The following is an 18135-nucleotide window of genomic DNA, read 5'->3' as shown; positions in this document are numbered from 1 at the left end:
CGCGGGCATGACTGCTCGCGGGCCGTGGGACGGGAGGGAACGCTCAGATGCCGAGGTCCCGGTCGAAGTAGTCGAAGAGCTCGTCGTCCGAAGCGGACAGGAGCGTGTCCTCGATGGCGGGACCGCTCTGCGTCCCGGCGCTCTCGGTGTGCCTGGCGAGCACGGCCCGCAGCCGGTCCCGCACCTGATCGACGTCGTCCTGCTCCGGGGAGAGTTCGGACAGCAACTGCTCCAGGCCGTCGATCTGCTGGAACAGCCGGTCGGCCGCGGACTGCGGCTCCGGCAGGATCTGCTGCCCCAGGTACTCCGCGAGCAGCGCCGGGTTCGGATAGTCGAACACCAGCGTCGTGGGCAGCTTCAGACCGGTGATCTGACCCAGCCGGTTGCGCAGCTCGACCGCGATCAGCGAGTCGAAGCCCAGCTCGGAGAAGGACTGATCCGTCCCCAGGTCGCTCCCGGAAGCGTGACCGAGCACGGCGGCGACCTCCTCACGCACCACGCCGAGCAGCGTCTGCCGCTGCTCACCGGGCTGCTGCGCGAGGAGCCGCTGCAACAGGTCCGGCCCGAAGGACGCGGAGCCCGCCGCCGCGGCGGAACGCCGCACCGCGGGAACCAGCGACCGGAACAGCGCGGGCACAGCCGCACCACCCCTGCTGACGTCCAGGCGCATCGGCAGCAGCACGGCGTGCCCGGTCCGCCCGGCCGCGTCGAACAGAGCCATGCCCTCGGCGGTTTCGAGCGCCGTCATCCCACCGCGCGCCATGCGGGACCGGTCGGTGTCGCTCAGCTCCGACGTCATCCCGCTGGCCTGCGCCCACGCACCCCACGCGAGGGACTGCGCGGGCAGACCGGCCGCCTTGCGGTGCTGGGCCAGCGCGTCCAGGAACGCGTTGGCCGCCGCGTAGTTGCCCTGCCCCGGCGAGCCGACCGCGCCGGCCGCGGAGGAGAACAGGACGAACATCTCCAGGTCCGCGTCCGCGGTGAGCCGGTGCAGATGCCAGGCCGCGTCGACCTTGGGCCGCAGCACGCTGTCCACCCGCTCGGGGCTGAGCGACGTCAGCACTCCGTCGTCGATCACACCGGCGACGTGCACCACACCGGTCAGCGGGTGCTCGGCGTCGATCCCGGCCAGGAGCGCGGCAAGCGCCTCGCCGTCCGCGGCGTCACACGCCTCGACGCGCACGGACGCGCCGAGCCCCGTCAGCTCCGCGGCCAGCTCCCGCGCGCCGTCCGCATCCGGACCGCTCCGCGACGCGAGCACCAGGTGCCGCACGCCACGCTCGGAGACCAGGTGCCTGGCCAGCTCACCGCCGAGCACACCGGTACCGCCGGTGATCAGGACGGTGCCGTCCACGGACAGCCGTGCATCCGCGTCGGGCGTTGCCGCCCCGCCGCCGGCCCGGATGATGCGCGGGACCAGCAGGTCGCCGTCGCGCACCGCGAGTTGCGGTTCGTCCTCGCGCAGCGCCGCGGCCACCTGGGCCACGGGCGCACCGCCGAGGCCGCCGGCCCCGCCGACGTCCAGCAGCCCGATCCGGCCGGGGTTCTCCGACTGTGCCGAACGCAGCAGACCCCAGACGGCGGCCCCCGCCAGGTCGGTGACGTCCGCGTCGGGCGAGGTCGCCACCGCGCCGCGGGTCGTCACCACGAGCCTGGCCGATGCGAACCGCTCGTCGGAGAGCCACTGCTGAGCCAGCGCGAGCGCCCACCCGGTGGCCTTGCGGGCCGCCGTCACGGGATCGCCCGGCTCGCCCGGCCATGCCGCGAACACCAGCTCGGGCACCGGCTCGCCGTCGGCGACCGCCTTGCTGAGGGACTCCAGATCCGGGAACGACGGCCGGCCGTCCGCCGCCTCGCCGACGAACACGTACGACGCGTCCGCGGCGGGCGCGGCCTGCTCGGCGCGCCGCCAGTCCAGCTGGAACAGCGAGTCGTCGCGGGCCGCGGGACGGACGGCCAACTGCTCCTGGCTGACCGGCCGCAGCACCAGTTCCTCGATACGGGCGACGGGACTGCCCGCGACATCGGCGATGTCCACCGACACCGTGCCCTCGGCGCCCGTCGGGGTCAGCCGCAGCCGCAGGGCCGCAGCGCCCACGGCGTGCAGCGTGAGCCCGTTCCAGGCGAACGGCAGCATGGCCTGCTCTCCCATGGCCTTGGTCAGGCCGACCGCGTGCAGGCCCGCGTCGAGCAGGGCCGGGTGCAGCCCGAACGCGCTCGCGTCGCCCTGCTGTTCCTCGGGCAGCTCGACGTCCACCAGAACGGTGTCGCCGTCGCGCCAGACCGCGCGCAGCCCCTGGAACACCGGGCCGTACGCGAAGCCCGCCTCGGCCGAGCGGTCGTAGAACCCGTCGATGGCGACGGCCTGTGCGTCCTTGGGGGGCCACACCGACCAGTCGGGCGCGACGGGCGGTTCGGGCGCCGCGACGGCGAGCGTCGCCTCGGCGTGCTGGATCCACGGTCCGTCCCCGGACCGCGAGTGCACGGTCAGCCGACGCCTGCCGCGCTCGTCCGCGGAGCCCGCCGTCAGCCGCAGATCGGCCGCGCCGCGCTCCGTGAGCACCAGCGGCGCCTGCAGGGTGAGTTCCTCCACGTGCCCGCACCCGACGACGTCACCGGCACGCACCGCCAGTTCGACGAAGCCCGTGCCCGGGAACAGCACCGATCCCAGTACGGCGTGGTCGGCGAGCCAGGGGTGCGTGCGCAGCGAAAGCCGCCCGGTCAGCACCGTGCCACCGTCGTCGGGCAGTTCGACCCTGGCGGCGAGCAGCGGATGCCCGGCCTCGGCGAGACCGGCCGTGGCCAGATCGGCACCGGCTTCCCGTCCAGTACCGGGCAGCCAGTAGCGCTGGTGTTGGAAGGCGTAGGTGGGCAGGGGGGTGGGGGTGGGGTGGCTGGGGGTGAAGAGGGTGTTCCAGTCGATGGTCCTGCCGTGGGTGTGCAGGTGGGCGATGGCCTGGGTCAGGGCCAGGGGTTCGGGGCGGTCCTTGCGGATGACGGACAGGACCTGAGCCTGGGTGTCGGTGTCCTCGGGCAGGCTGGTGGTGGTCATGGCGGCGGCGGTGCCGTCGGTGCCCAGCTCCAGGTAGGTGGTGGCACCCAGGGTGTGCAGGGTGGTGACGCCATGGGCGAAACGCACGGCATCGCGGATGTGCCGGGCCCAGTAGCCCGGAGTGCGGATGTCGTCGGTGGCCAGCTCACCGGTCACGTTGGAGACGATGTCGATGGCGGGCGGATGGAAGGTGATGCCGTCCAGGGCGGTGGTGAACTCCTCCAGGACACCGTCCATGTGGGGGGAGTGGAAGGCGTGGGAGACGTTGAGCCACTTGGTTTTGCGGCCCTGGTCCTCGAAGAGGCGGGTGATCTCCTCGACCGCCTCGTCGTCCCCGGCGATGACCGTGGAACGCGGCCCGTTCAGGGCGGCGATGGACACCTGATCACTACGGCCCTGGAGGTGGGGAAGGACTTCCTCCTCGGTGGCCTGCAGGGCGACCATCGGGCCGCCCTGGGGGGCGCTCTGCATGAGCCGGGCGCGGGTGGCGACCAAAGTGCAGGCATCGGGCAGGGTCAGGATCCCGGCGATGTGGGCGGCGGTCACCTCACCGATCGAATGACCGATGAGGTGATCGGCAGTGATACCGAACGATGCGGTGAGGCGGTAGAGGGCGACCTGGTAGGCGAACAGGGCGGGCTGGGTGTACTGGGTCTGGTGAACGTCCTCGCTGGTGAACACCAGCTCCCGCAGGGAGCGCCCGAGCAGCGGATCGAAGTGGCGGCACACCTCGTCGAACGCCTCGGCGAAGACGGGATAGTGCTGGTAGAGATCGTGGCCCATGCCCGTGCGCTGAGTGCCCTGACCGGGGAAGACGACAGCCAGGCCACCCCTGACGGGCTGCCCGGTCACCACCTGCGCCGACGACTCACCGCCAGCCAGCGCATCCAGAGCAGTCAGCAACTCCCCGGACGTGGCACCCATGACCACCGCACGGTGCTCGAAGTGAGTACGCGTGGTGGCCAGCGACAGACCCACATCATGTACGTCGCTGTCAGGGCGGGCCCGGACATGCGCCGCCAACCGCGCAGCCTGATCACACACAGCAGCCGCCGTCTTCCCCGACACCGCCCACGGGATCACCGGAAGCGGCGTACCCGGCTCAGCCGGTGACTCCTCGGTGGCCGGAGCCTGCTCCAGGACCACATGTGCGTTCGTACCGCTGATCCCGAACGACGACACCGCGGCGCGCCGCGCACGCTCGGTGTCCGACCACTCCCTGGCCTCCGTCAGCAGCGCCACCTGCCCGGCCGACCAGTTGACTTCCGTCGTGGGCCGGTCGACGTGCAGGGTCTTCGGCAGGACCCCGTGCCGCATGGCCTGCACCATCTTGATGATGCCCGCCACACCCGCCGCGGCCTGCGTGTGACCGATGTTGGACTTGATGGACCCCAGGTACAGCGGCCGGTCCTCCGGCCGGTCCTGACCATAGGTCGCCAGCAGCGCCTGCGCCTCGATCGGGTCACCCAGAGTCGTGCCCGTCCCGTGCGCCTCCACCAGGTCCACATCACGCGGCGTCAGCCGCGCATTGGCGAGGGCCTGCTGGATCACCCGCTGCTGCGAAGGCCCGTTCGGAGCCGTCAGACCGTTGGACGCACCGTCCTGGTTGACGGCCGAACCCCGCACCACCGCGAGCACGTTGTGCCCCAGCCGACGCGCGTCCGACAGCCGCTCGACGAGCAGCATGCCCACACCCTCGGAGAATCCGGTGCCGTCGGCCGCTTCCGCGAACGCCTTGCAGCGCGCGTCCGGCGAGAGGCCCCGCTGCCGGGAGAACCCGATGAACGTGGCCGGCGTCGGCATCACCGTCACACCGCCCGCGAGCGCCAGCGAGCACTCGCCCGAGCGCACCGCCTGCGCCGCCAGATGCAGCGCGACCAGCGACGACGAGCACGCCGTGTCCACCGTCACCGCCGGGCCCTCGAAACCGAGGGTGTACGACACGCGGCCGGAGACGACGCTGCTGGTGTTGCCCGTCATCAGATGGCCCTGCACCTCGTCCGACGCCTGCGCGACACCGGACACGTAGTCCTGGCTGATGCTGCCGACGAACACGCCGGTGCGGCTGCCCCGCAGCGACGCCGGGTCGGTCCCGCTCTGCTCCAGGACCTCCCACGCCGCCTCGAGCAACAGCCGCTGCTGCGGATCCATCGCCAGCGCCTCACGCGGGCTGATCCCGAAGAACGCCGGGTCGAACTCCGCGGCGCCGTACAGGAAACCGCCCTCACGCGTGTACGAGGTGCCCGGGTTGGCCGGGTCCGGGTCGTACAGGCTCTCCAGGTCCCAGCCGCGGTCATCGGGCATGCCGCCGATGGCGTCGCGGCCCTCGGCGACCAGGTCCCACAGGCCGTCCGGGTCGGTGATGCCTCCCGGGTAGCGGCAGGCCATGCCGACGATCACGACCGGGTCGTTGTCGTCCGCGGCGACGGCCACCACCGGGGCGGCGGCGCGGGAACGCACGCCGGTCACCTCGGTGTACAGGTGAGCGGCGAGCACGGCGGGCGTCGGGTGGTCGAAGACGAGCGTCGACGGCAGTGTCAGGCCCGTCGCCGCCGCGAGCCGGTTGCGCAGCTCCACCGCGGTCAGCGAGTCGAAGCCGACATCCTTGAACGCCCGGTTCTCCTCGACCGCGGCCGCGGACTGCGCGCCGAGCACGGCCGTGGCGTGCGAGCGGACCAGGTCCGCCAGTACGGCGGTCGCCTCCTTCCGGGCGAGCCCGGCGAGCCGGTCCAGCAGCGCCGAACCCGCGGCACCGGCCGGAGCGGACGCGGCCGTACGGCGCACCACCGTCCCGGCCAGCCCCCGCAGCACCGACGGCAGCGCACCGGCCGCGGCGAGCTCCCGCAAGCGGCGCGGCTCCCAACGGGTGGGCAGCAGCACCGCATCCGGCCGGTCGAGCGCCGCGTCCAGCAGCGCCAGGCCCTGCTCGGAGGCGAGCGGGAGGATGCCGGCCTTCGCCATGCGGGCCAGATCCCGTTCGCCGAGCCGCGCCGTCAGGTCACTTGCCTCCTGCCAGAAGCCCCAGCCCAGCGCGTGCGCGGGCAGGCCCTGGGCGTGCCGGTGCGCGGCGAGCGCGTCCAGGAACACGTTCGCGGCCGCGTAGTTGCCCTGACCGGCAGCTCCGAGCGTGCCCGCCATGGACGAGAACAGCACGAACGCCGCAAGCGGCAGCTCGCGGGTCAGCTCGTGCAGATGCCAGGCGCCGTCCGCCTTCGGCCGCAGCACGGCGTCGATGCGCTCCGGCGTCAGCGACTCCACGACGGTGTCGTCCAGGGCGCCCGCCAGGTGCACCACACCCGTCAGCGGGTGCGCCGCTTCGATGCCGTTCAGGAGGTCCGCGACCGCCGCCCGGTCCGCCACGTCACAGGCCACGACCCGTACGCCGGCGCCGAGTTCCGTCAGATCGGCGGTCAGCTGCCGCGCGGCGGGCGCGTCGGGACCCCGGCGGCTGGTCAGCACCAGGTGCCGCACGCCGTGCACGGTCACCAGGTGCCGGGCCACCAGCGCGCCCAGCGTTCCGGTGCCGCCGGTGACGAGCACCGTTCCCTCCGGCGCGAGCGGACGGCCGCCTCCGGCCGGTTCCGTGTCGGCCCCGGTCGGCGGTGCGGCGTCGGCCGCCACCGCGAGCCGGGGCACGAGCACCTCGCCCGCCCGCAGCGCGAACTGGGCCTCCGTGTCGAACGGCAGGCCGGCGGGCAGCCGCTGGGCGTCCCCGTCAGCGGCGGCCGAAGCCTCGCCCCTGGGCAGGTCGAGCAGTGCGAAACGGCCCGGGTGCTCGGTCTGCGCCGAGCGCACCAGACCCCACACGGCCGCCGTGGCCGGGTCCGGCGCACCCGCACCGGCGTCGACCGCGCCGCGGGTCACGACGACCAGACGGGACGCGGCGAACCGCTCCCCGGCCAGCCACTCCTGGAGCGTGGCGAGGACCGACGCCGTCACCCGCCGCGTCTGTGCGGTCGGTTCGGCCGAGCCGTCCGCCGCCACCGGCACGAACACCACCGGCGGGACACCGTCGTCCGCCTGCGTGAGCTCCTCAAGACCGGCACAGCGCCGTACGGACCAGCCCGCACCGTCCAGCGCGGACGTCACCGGACCGGCATCGGAGCCCACGACCAGGCACTCCACCGGAGTGCCTGCCGGGGCCACCGGCACGGACGTCCACTCCAGGCGGTGCAGCGCGCCACCGCGCGAGGCACTGTCGGCGAGCCGGCCCGCGGAGATCTCCCGGGACTCCAGCGCGGCGATCGAGGCGACCGGACGGCCCGACGCGTCGGCCACCTCGACGGTGACCTCCCCGCCCGCCGCGGGTGCGATCCGCACCCGGACCAGCGTCGCGCCACGCGCGTGCAGTTCGGCACCGCGCACCCGGGCGACACCACGCGGCCGCCCGTCGGCGTCCTGATGCCACAGCGGGTGCAACGCCGCCTCCAGGAGCGCCGGATGCAGCACAAACGCACCGGCGTCCGCGGTCAGGTCCTGGGCCAGCTCGGCCTCGGCGAACAACTCGTCGCCGCGCCGCCAGGCGGCCCGTACGGAGCGCAGCGCCGCACCGAGCTCCAGGCCGCCGTCCGCCGACGCCTCGTACCACTCGTCCATGTCGACGGGCTGCGCCTGAGCGGGCGGCCAGGCCGCCAGATCGAAGGCGGGCGCGCCCGCCGCCCTGCCGAGCGTGCCGGAGGCGTGGTGGACCCACGCGTCCGCGGCGGCGCCCTCGGCGCGGGAGTACACGTCGACCGGGCGGTCCCCGGACGAGGTCTCCTCGCCGACGACCACGTGCAGATGCACCCCGTCGCCCGGCCCGCCCGCACCGTCAGGCAGTACGAGCGGCTCGTGCAGCGCCAGCTCCTCGACCCGGTCGAGGCCGGCCCTGTCCCCGGCCTGGGCCACCAGCTCCACGAACGTGGCATCCGGCAGCACCGCCCGCCCGTGCACCCGCCTCTCGCCCAGCCAGGGCTGAGCGGCCGTCGACAGCCGGCCGGTGAGCACCACCGACCCGGAGCGCGGCGACGTCACCTCGGCGGCGAGCAGCGGATGACCGAGGGCACCCAGGCCGACGGCGCCCGCGTCCCGCACCGCGGGCTTCGGCGACAGCCAGTACCGCTGCCGCTGGAAGGGGTAGGTGGGCAGCTCCACGTGTGCGGCAGCCGGCAGCAGCGCGGTCCAGTCGACGCGTACGCCCTCGGCGTACGCCTCCGCGAGCGACAGCACGAACCGCTCCGGTCCGCCTTCGCCGCGCCGCAGCGTCCCCACCGCGACGGCGTCCGCCCCGGCGTCCTGCACCGTGTCCTGCACCCCCATGATCAGGGCCGGGTGCGGGGACACCTCGAGGAACAGGCCGTACCCGTCGGCGAGCAGCGCCCGCGTGGCCTCCTCGAACCGCACGGTCTCGCGCAGGTTGCGGCTCCAGTAGGCCGCGTCGAGGCCACCGGTGGCGATCGGCGCGCCGGTCACCGCCGAGTAGAACGCGACCGGGGTGTCGCGCGGTGCCAGCTCGGACAGCTGCGCCTGGAGTTCGGGCAGCAGCGGGTCCATGTGGCGGCTGTGCGAGGCGCACGAGGCGTTCAGCCTGCCGCAGACGATGTCGTCGTCGTCGAGCTCGTTCAACAGGTCGACGATCGCGTCGGTGTCACCGGAGACCGTCACCGAGCGCGGGGTGTTCACGGCGGCCACGGCGATGCGCTCGCCGTAGCCCGCGATGCGCTCACGGAGCTCCTCGAGCGGCAGCTCGACGAACGCCATCTCGCCGCCGCCCCCGTCGCGGTGCAGCGCGCGGCTGCGCAGCGCGATGATGCGGGCACCCTCCTGGAGGGTGAGAGCCCCCGCGACCACGGCCGCGGCCACCTCGCCCTGGCTGTGCCCGACCACCGCGTCCGGCTCCACGCCCAGCTCCCGCCAGGCCGCCGCCAGCGCCACGAACATGGTGAACAGCGCGGGCTGCGCGATGTCGATACGTTCCAGCGGGTAGTCGCCCGCGGGCAGTTCACCGCGCAGCAGCTCCCGTACGGACCAGCCGATCACCGGCGCGAACGCCGCGTCGCAGGCGGCGGCGGTCTCGGCGAACGCCGGGCTGCGCTCCAGCATCTCCCGGCCCATGGCGTGCCATTGGCTGCCCTGTCCGGAGAAGACGAACACGGTCCGGTCCGGCACCCTCGTGGTGCCCTGCACGACCCCCGGCGCGGCCTCGCCCGCCGCCAGTGCCGCAAGCCGCTCACGCAGCTCGCGACGGTCCGCGCCGACCACGACCGCCCGGTGTTCGAAGGTGGCGCGGCCCCGGGCCAGGCCTCCCGCGACACGGGCCGCCGACACCTCGTCGTACGCGTCCACGTGCGCGAGGAGCTGCTCGGCCTGCGCCCGCAGCGCGTCGGCCGACCGGGCCGAAAGGACCCACGGCAGGACGCCGCACGGGGCCGCCGTCTCGGGGGCGGGCTCCGGCGCGGGCGGCGCCTCCTCGAGCAGGATGTGCGCGTTGGTGCCGCTCACCCCGAACGAGGACACAGCGGCCCGCCGCGGACGGTCCTCGCTCTCCCACGGCTGCGCCTCGGTGAGCAGCCGGATCGCACCCGACGACCAGTCGACGTGTGAGGCAGGACGGTCGACGTGCAGGGTCTTCGGCAGCACCTCGTGCCGTATGGCCTGCACCATCTTGATGATGCCCGCGACACCGGCGGCCGACTGCGTGTGACCGATGTTGGACTTGATGGACCCCAGGTACAGCGGCCGCTCCTGCGACCGGTCCCGGCCGTAGGTGGCCAGCAGCGCCTGCGCCTCGATCGGGTCGCCCAGCGTGGTGCCCGTCCCATGGCCCTCGACGACGTCCACATCGCCGGGCGTGAGCCCGGCACCCGCGAGGGCCTGCCGGATCACCCGCTGCTGCGAGGGCCCGTTGGGGGCGGTCAGGCCGTTGGACGCACCGTCGGAGTTGACGGCCGTGCCGCGCACCACGGCGAGCACGGGGTGACCCTCGCGCCGCGCCTGGGACAGGCGTTCCACGAGCAGCATGCCGACACCCTCGGAGAACCCGGTGCCGTCGGCCGCGTCCGCGTACGGCTTGCAACGGGCGTTCGGCGCCAGCCCCTTCTGCTTGTCGAACTCGTCGAACACCGACGGCGTCACCATCACCTGCACGCCGCCCACCAGGGCCAGCGAGCACTCGCCGGAGCGCACCGCCTGCGCCGCCAGATGCAGCGCGACCAGCGACGACGAGCACGCCGTGTCCACCGTCACCGCCGGGCCCTCGAGCCCGAAGACGTAGGCGAGGCGACCGGACATCACACTGCTGGAGACACCGGTCATCATGTGTCCCTCGACGCCGGCGCGCGCCAGGTCCGCCTCCGTGCCGTAGCCCGTCGACGCACCGCCGACGAACACGCCGACGGACGTGCCGCGCAGTGCGCCCGGCTCGATCCCGGCCCGCTCCAGGGTCTCCCAGGTCGTCTCCAGGAGCAGCCGCTGCTGCGGGTCCATCGCCAGCGCCTCGCGCGCGCTGATCCCGAAGAACGCCGGGTCGAACTCCGCGGCGCCGTACACGAACCCGCCCTCGCGGGTGTAGTCGGCGTCGGCGCCGGACGCCCATCCCCGGTCCGCGGGGAACGCGGCGATGGCGTCGCGGCCCTCGGCGACCAGGTCCCACAGGCCGTCCGGGTCGGTGATGCCTCCCGGGTAGCGGCAGGCCATGCCGACGATCACGACCGGGTCGTCGTCGGCGGCGACGGCCGCCGGGACCGCGGCCAAAGCCTCGCCGGCGCCGCCGATGAGCTCATCGGCCAGGTGCCGGGCGAGGGCCTGCGGCGTCGGATAGTCGAAGACCAGGGTGGCGGACAGCTTCAGGCCCGTGACCACGCTCAGCCGGTTGCGCAGGTCGACCGCCGTCAGCGAGTCGAAGCCGAGCACCTTGAACACCGAGTCGTCCCGGACCGCCTGCGCACCCGTGTGCCCGAGCACCGCCGCGGCGTGCTCGCACACCAGGGCGACGAGCAGCCTCTCCGCCTCGGCGGCGGAGAGCGCGGCGAGCCGGCCGCGCAGCGCCGAGTCACCGGCCGCCACGGCACCGCCCGAGGCGGTACGGCGCACGGTGCCGCCCAGGCGACGCAGCACCGGCGGCAGATCACCGGCGGCGGCACGGGCCTTCAACTGCCGGAAGTCCCACTGCACGGGCACGGTCGCGGCCTCGGTCGACGCGAGGGCCGCGTCGAACAGCGCCATGCCGTCCTGTGCGGGCAGCAGCACCAGGCCCGTCCGGGCGATCCGGGCGAGATCGCTGTCGCCGACGTCCCGCATCATCGTGCTGCTGTCCCGGAGGTCCCACGGGCCCCAGGCCAGCGAGTGGCCGGGCAGGCCCGAAGCCGCGCGGTGCTGGGCGAGGGCGTCCAGGAAGACGTTGGCCGCCGCGTAGTTGGCCTGGCCCGCGGAGCCCACGGTGCCTGCCATCGACGAGAACAGCACGAAGGCCGCCAGGTCCGCGTCCCGGGTCAGCTCGTGCAGGTTCCACGCCGCGTCGACCTTCGGCCGCAGTACCCGGGCGACCCGCTCAGGAGTGAGGGCGTCCAGGACGCAGTCGTCGAGCACACCGGCCGAGTGCACCACACCGGTCAGCGGGTGCGCCGGGTCGACCCCGGCGAGCAGCGCCGCCAGGCTGTCCCGGTCGGCGGCGTCGCAGGCCACCAGGTCCACCTCGGCGCCGAGCGCGTTCAGTTCGGCGAGCAGTTCCGGCGCACCCGCAGCGTCCATGCCGCTGCGGCTGGCCAGGAGAAGGTGCCTGACACCGTGCCGGATCACCAGGTGACGGGCCACCAGGCCGCCGATCGCGCCGGTGGCGCCGGTGAGCAGCACCGTGCCGTCGGGGTCGAGCGCGCGGGGCACGGACAGCACGATCTTGCCGATCTGCTGTGCCTGCGCCAACAGCCGGAACGCCTCGGGCGCCTGCAGCAGGCTCAGCGTGCGCACCGGCAGCTGCTCAAGGCCGCCGTCCGCAAGGAGCTTCACCACCTCGGAGAGCATCTCGCCGAGCCGCTGCGGGCCCGCCTCGATCAGGTCGAACGCCCGGTAGGAGACACCGGGACGGTCCCGCGCCACCTCGTCGGCGGCACGGATGTCGCTCTTGCCCATCTCGATGAACCGGCCGCCGCGCGGCAGCAGCCGCAGCGACGCGTCCACGAAGTCACCGGCCAGCGAGTCCAGGACGACGTCCATGCCCTCGCCGTCGGTGGCCCGCAGGAACGCCTCTTCGAAGTCGAGGTCCCGCGAGGACGCCAGGTGCGCCTCGTCGAAGCCGGCGGCGCGCAGCGCTGCGTGCTTGCCGGACGACGCGGTGCCGTAGACCTCGGCGCCCAGGTGCCGGGCGATCCGCACGGCGGCGGTGCCCACACCGCCCGCGGCGGCGTGAACGAGGACCTTCTCCCCGGCCCGCAGCCCGGCGAGGTCGACCAGACCGTAGTACGCCGTGAGGTAGGCGATCGGCACGGCGGCAGCCTGCTCGAACGACCATTCCCGCGGCATCGGCACGACCATCCGCGCGTCGGCCACGGCCACCGGCCCGAACGACCGGTCGACCATGCCGAGTACACGGTCGCCGGGCGCAAGACCGGTCACGTCGGGGGCGACCTCCAGGATCACACCGGCCGCCTCGCTGCCGATGTGCCCCTCGTCGGGGTACGTACCGAGCGCGATCAGCACGTCCCGGAAGTTCAGGCCCGCGGCCCGTACCGAGATCCGCACCTGCCCGGCCGCCAGCGGCTCGGCGGCCTGCGGGAACGGCACCAGCGACAGGTCGGCCAGACCGCCCTTGCCCGGGGCGAGCTGCCACACGGCCTCACCGGCGGGCACCGTCAGCGGCTCACGGGGCACCGCGGCCAGCAGTGGCGTGAGCCAGCCGCCGTCGCGCAGCGCCAACTGCTCCTGCGTACCGAGCGGTGCCCGCTCCAAGGCCCGCCAGGACTCCTCGGCACTCCCGGCGCCGACGGCCGGGTCCAGGTCGACCAGAGCGAACCGGCCGGGGTGCTCGGACTGTGCGGAGCGCACCAGGCCCCACACCGCGGCACCGGCCAGATCACGCGGCCCGGAGTCGGCGGCCACCGCACCTCGGGTCAGGAGCACGAGGCGGGTCGAGGCGAATCGCCCGTCCGCCGCCCAGGCGCGCACCAGTTCCAGCGCCTCGACGACCTTCGCGTGCACGACGCCGGGCCCGAACCCGGCCTCCGCGCCGGGCAGGAAGGGCGCGAAGACGGCCTCGGGCAGTCCACCGGCCTCCTCGGCCCGCTCGGCGAGGGCGGCCACGTCCTGGTGGACCGCGCACTCCCACCCCGCGGCCCGCAGCGACACGGCGGCACTCTCGGCATCAGGGCCCACCACCGCGCACCGCGCAACGCCAGGGACGTCGGCGGCAGGCACGGGCGACCAGTCGAGGCGGTACAGGGACCCCGAGGTGCGCTGGGCGACGTCGGCGAGCTGTCCCGCCGTCATCTGACGGGCCACCAGCGAATCGACCGAGGCGACAGGCGCGCCCGACCGGTCGGCCAGCTCCACCCGCACCACCCCGTCGCCCACCGGCGAGATGCGAGCCCGCACCGCGGTGGCACCGACCGCGTGCAGCGCCACACCCGACCAGGCGAACGGCAGCCACGGCCGACCCGGCTCGGCCGTCAGCGGCCCGAACCCGGCTGCGTGCAGAACGGCGTCGAGCAGTGCCGGATGCACGCCGAAGCGAGCCGCCTCGGCGTGCTGCTCGGCCGGCAACTCGACCTCGGCGTATACGTCGTCGTCCTTGCGCCACACCGCCGACAGGCCCCGGAACGCGGGCCCGTACTCAAGCCCGCCCCGCTCCGCCGCGTCGTAGAAGCCCTCCACCGTGGCCGGCTCGGCCCCGGCCGGAGGCCACTGGGCCGCCTCGAACGCGGGCTCCGGCAGCTCACGGGCCAGGGTGCCGTTGGCGTTGTGCGCCCACTGCTCCGACGGGTCGGCGTCCTCGGGCCGGGAGAAGACCTTCACCGCCCGGCGGCCGCTCTCGTCGACCTCACCCACGACGACCTGGAGCTGCACGCCGCCGCGCTCGGGCAGTGGCAACGGAGCCTGCAGCGTGAGCTCTTCGAGATACCCGCACCCGACATGGTCACCGGCCCGCAGGGCCAGCTCCACGAACGCGGTGCCGGGCAGCAGCACGGCCCCCATCACCTGGTGGTCACCGAGCCAGCGCTGACTGCCGCGTGCGAGCCGCCCGGTCAGCAGCACCCCACCGGAGTCAGGCAGATCCACTCCGGCCTTGAGCAGCGGATGCCCCGCTGCCCCGAGCCCCGCGGCCGTCACGTCGGCACCGCCGTCGAGGTCGTCCGGCCAGAAGTGTTCGTGCTGGAAGGGGTAGGTGGGCAGGAGAACGTGCCCGGTGGTGGTGGGGAGGATCTGGTCCCAGGGGGTGGGGTGGCCCTGGACGTGCAGGAGGCTGAGGTTGCGCAGGAGCTGGGCCAGGGAGCCGTGGTTGCGGGTCAGGGTGCCGATGACGATGCCGTCATGCTCGGCCGCGGCATTGGTCAGCGGCATCGACAGCACGGGGTGGGCGCTGATCTCGATGTACGTGGTGTGGTGGTCGTCCAGGAGACGGGTCAGGGCCTGGTCGAAGCGGACGGTCTTGCGCAGGTTGCGGCACCAGTAGCCGCCATCGAGATCCGTGCCCTCGGTGAGCTCCCCGGTGACCGTGGAGTAGAACGCCGTCTCCGTGCGGGTGGGGGTGATGTTGGTGAAGCCCGCCTCAAGGCCGGGAAGCAGGGGGTCCATGTGGGCGTGGTGGGAGGCGTAGTCGACATTGACCTTGCGGGCGTAGACGCCGTCCTCGGTCAGGCGGGCCACGATCGCATCCAGCGCTTCGGCTTCGCCGGAGATCACCGTCGAGGTCGCGGTGTTGACCGCGGCGATGGAGAGGGCTTCGCCGTAAGGGGCGATGAACTCCTCAACTTCGGCCTGCGGACGCTCGATCAGAGCCATGCCGCCCTGGCCGGAGCAGGTACGCACCGCCTGGGAACGCTGGGCAACGATCTGCGCACCCTGCTCCAGGGTGAGCGCACCGGCGACGACGGCGGCGACGACTTCGCCCTGGGAATGGCCGATGACGGCATCGGGCTCGATGCCGCGTGAGCGCCACAGCGCGGACAGGGCGATCCCCATGGCGAACAGGGCGGGCTGGATGACATCGACGCGGTCCAGCGGCGGGTGGTCGCCTCCCTCGCCGGTGAGGACTTCCCGTACCGACCAGCCGGTGAACGGCCTCAACGCTGCGTCGCAGGCGTCAACGGTGTCGGCAAAGACCTGCGACTGGGCCAGCAGGTCACGGCCCATACCCGTCCACTGACTGCCCTGACCGGGATAGACGAACACCGTCTTACCGCCCAGCCCAGCCGTCCCCGTAACGGCCCGCTCATCCGCCTGACCCGCAGCAACCGCCCGAAGTCCGGCCACCGCCTCATCGGCTGACGAGGCAAGGACGGCGGCGCGGGTGTCGAAGTGGGTGCGGTGCAGAGCAGCCGTCGCGGCCACATCGGCAAGCGGGACCTCGCCGTGGCTCTCCAGCCAATCCGCCCACCGCCCCGCCTGCTCCCGCAGCGCGGCCTCACTCCGCCCCGACACCACAACCGGCAACGCAAGCCCAGGACCCTCAACAACCTCAGGCACCTCGACCGCCTCAGCCACCTCGACAGCAGGCGCCTCCTCGATCACCACATGCGCGTTGGTGCCGCTGATGCCGAAGGAGGAGATGCCCGCCCGGCGGGTTCGCTCGCCGCGCTCCCACGGCAGGGCGTCCCGCAGCAGCTCCAGACCGGAGTTGTCCCACTGGATGTGGGGGCTGGGCTCGTCCGCGTGCAGGGTCTTGGGCAGGGTGTCGTGCTGGAGGGCGAGCACCATCTTCATGACGCCCGCGACTCCGGCCGCCGCCTGGGCGTGACCGATGTTCGACTTCGACGAACCCAGGAACAGGGGCCGTTCGGCCGTACGCGTGGGGCCGAAGACCTCGGCGAGTGCTCCGGCCTCGATCGGGTCACCCAGAGTGGTGCCGGTGCCATGCGCCTCGATCACGTCGATGTCGTCCGGCGACAGACGCGCGGCTGCCAGCGCGTCCTGCACCACCCGCTGCTGCGAAGGACCGTTGGGAACGGTCAGGCCCTGGCTGCGGCCGTCCTGGTTGACCGCGCTGCCACGGATCACGGCCAGCACACGGTCACCATCACGCTCGGCGTCCGAGAGCCGCTTCAGAAGCAGCACACCCGCGCCCTCCGACCAGCCTGCGCCGTCGGCGTCGGCGGAGAAGCTCTTGCAACGGCCGTCCGCGGCCATGCCCTTGAACTGGCTGGATTCCACGAACAGCGCAGGGTTGCTCATGACGGTGACGCCACCGGCGAGGGCGGTGTCGCACTCACCGTTGCGCAGCGCGCCCGCCGCGGAGTGCAGGGCGACGAGAGACGACGAGCACGCCGTGTCGATGGTCACGGCGGGGCCCTGGAGCCCCAGCACGTAGGAGACACGGCCGGAGATGACGCTGCTGGAAACGCCGGTGCCCTGATAGCCGTCCAGGTACTCGTAGCCGGTCTGGTCGTCCGCGTAGTCCGAGCGCATGGCGCCGAGGTAGACGCCCGTCCGGCTGCCGCTCAGGGCCTCCGGACGTACGCCGGCGCGCTCCAGTGCCTCCCACACGGTCTCCAGGACGATCCGCTGCTGCGGATCCATCGACTGCGCCTCACGCGGCGGGACACCGAAGAACTCCGCGTCGAAGCCCTCGATGTCCTCGATGAAACCGCCCTCACGGGCGTAGGACTTGCCGGGGGACTGCGGCGTCGGGTCGTACAGGTCCAAGGCGTCCCAGCGGGCGGGGAAACCGCCGATGGCGTCCCGCCCTTCGTTCAGCAGGTCCCAGTACTCCTCCGGGTCGGCGATCCCGCCGGGGAATCGACAGGCCATCGACACGATCGCGATCGGTTCGACGCGCTGGTCCTCCAGCTCGGCGTTGCGCTGCTGAAGCTGCAGCACCGCGGCCATCGCGCGACGCAGGCGGTCATCGTTCCCGGGCCTGTTCACATCCGTCATTCGACTCGACTCCGTCACTTTTCCCTACGGCGGGCACTGGAAGGTGGAATGTCGATTCCTGGGCAGGTATCGGAGCACCCACAAAACGCAAGAGAGCCGTATCGCCCAGAGGCAATACGGCTCGTGAAGAATTTCTATGGATATTTCGGGGGTGCATCCGAATTACGGCACACCACGCCTGTTCGAACAGTGTGACAGCAGACCCGCTCCGCCGTCAATGTTGTTCTGCCCAGAGGCCCGGCTCAAGGAAACCTCGAAAAGAAATCAATCGCTTTTCAAGTGGTTCTCAGCTTTGCTTGGTCCCCTTGGCGCGCATGCCTGCGATCATGCAACTCAGACCGAACTCGAAATGGTCGTCCCAGGCCCGGGACTCCCCGGCCTCCAGGTTGGCCCGCATGCGGGGATAGGCATCGCTGACGAGTTCGAGGACCGGAGACAGCCAGATCTCCTTGATGTCGGCGGGCCCGATGTCCGCCTCACGCATCTTCAGGATCCATTTCACCTCGTCCGCCGCGAACCCGAGGACGAAGTTCACCAGCGTGCCCACCGCACGATAGGCGTCGGGCGGGGCGAACCCGCCCGCCTCGACGAGCACGATGAGCTGCTCGTGCATCGCCAGCGAATTCGGGCCGACGAGTGCGAAGCTGCCGGCCAGCGGGCTGGTCCAGGGGTGTTCACGGATGATGCGGCGCAGGTCCTGGGAGATGTGCTCCATCTGCTCGCCCCAGTCGGCATCGGGCCTGGGCGTCAGGTCCAGCTCGCCGAACGCCTCGTCGAGGGCGAATTCGAGAACCGCGTCCTTGGTGGGGACGTGCCAGTACAAGGACATCGCCGCGACACCGAGCTCTGCGGCGAGGCGTCGCATGGAGAGGGCGGCGAGACCTTCCCGGTCGAGCAGGCGGACAGCCGCCGCGACGATCTGATCACGGCTCAGTGCGGTCTGACCGCTGGGCGGCTGCCGGGCCGGCCTGGACAGCCAGATGCTGCCCAGGCTCGGTTCGGGAAGGTTGCGCGACATGGGA

General features: G+C 72.8%; 2 protein-coding genes. Both read right to left on the bottom strand.

The annotated features are described in order from the left end of the window. Positions 1 to 43: 43 nt before the first annotated feature. A complete protein-coding gene (locus M4V62_RS43260) occupies positions 44 to 17113 on the bottom strand; it encodes a type I polyketide synthase (RefSeq protein WP_249593263.1) in 17070 nt (5689 codons plus the stop codon). A gap of 286 nt (positions 17114 to 17399) precedes the next feature. Further along, entirely contained in the window at positions 17400 to 18131 is a 732-nt protein-coding gene (locus M4V62_RS43255; RefSeq protein WP_249593262.1) for a TetR/AcrR family transcriptional regulator, read from the bottom strand. Between the last annotated feature and the right edge of the window lie 4 nt (positions 18132 to 18135).

Source organism: Streptomyces durmitorensis (assembly GCF_023498005.1).
Taxonomy (GTDB): domain Bacteria; phylum Actinomycetota; class Actinomycetes; order Streptomycetales; family Streptomycetaceae; genus Streptomyces; species Streptomyces durmitorensis.
Note: the sequence above shows the minus strand (reverse complement) of the source record. Positions and strands in the feature narration are given on the sequence as shown.

Bases quoted from the DNA above. Each gene is read 5' to 3' on its own strand.
- M4V62_RS43260 (WP_249593263.1), bottom strand. From the start codon at position 17,113: ATGACGGATGTGAACAGGCCCGGGAACGATGACCGCCTGCGTCGCGCG.
- M4V62_RS43255 (WP_249593262.1), bottom strand. From the start codon at position 18,131: ATGTCGCGCAACCTTCCCGAACCGAGCCTGGGCAGCATCTGGCTGTCC.